The sequence below is a fragment of the Glycomyces tarimensis genome, assembly GCF_054776215.1.
Genome location: NZ_BAAHCB010000044.1, coordinates 1 through 644 on the forward strand (window position 1 = coordinate 1; position 644 = coordinate 644).

The following is a 644-nucleotide window of genomic DNA, read 5'->3' on the forward strand; positions in this document are numbered from 1 at the left end:
TCTGAGCGCAACGCAATTAATGTGAGTTAGCTCACTCATTAGGCACCCCAGGCTTTACACTTTATGCTTCCGGCTCGTATGTTGTGTGGAATTGTGAGCGGATAACAATTTCACACAGGAAACAGCTATGACCATGATTACGCCAAGCTCGAAATTAACCCTCACTAAAGGGAACAAAAGCTGGAGCTCCACCGCGGTGGCGGCCGCTCTAGAACTAGTGGATCCCCCGGGCTGCAGGAATTCGATTGAATCTGTGTCTGTGCTCAACCTCTTCACCCGGATCCGATAGACCCCGCAGGCGGGATGTGAAGCCCACGAATTCCGGCATCAAGCTTATCGATACCGTCGACCTCGAGGGGGGGCCCGGTACCCAATTCGCCCTATAGTGAGTCGTATTACAATTCACTGGCCGTCGTTTTACAACGTCGTGACTGGGAAAACCCTGGCGTTACCCAACTTAATCGCCTTGCAGCACATCCCCCTTTCGCCAGCTGGCGTAATAGCGAAGAGGCCCGCACCGATCGCCCTTCCCAACAGTTGCGCAGCCTGAATGGCGAATGGGACGCGCCCTGTAGCGGCGCATTAAGCGCGGCGGGTGTGGTGGTTACGCGCAGCGTGACCGCTACACTTGCCAGCGCCCTAGC

Annotated in this window: 1 pseudogene; it reads left to right on the plus strand. The window is 55.7% G+C overall.

The features are described 5' to 3' along the window. Positions 1 to 339 precede the first annotated feature (339 nt). Positions 340 to 561 (plus strand): annotated as a pseudogene (locus tag ACYVK3_RS21710) (hypothetical protein); the annotation flags it as partial. Positions 562 to 644: the final 83 nt, after the last annotated feature.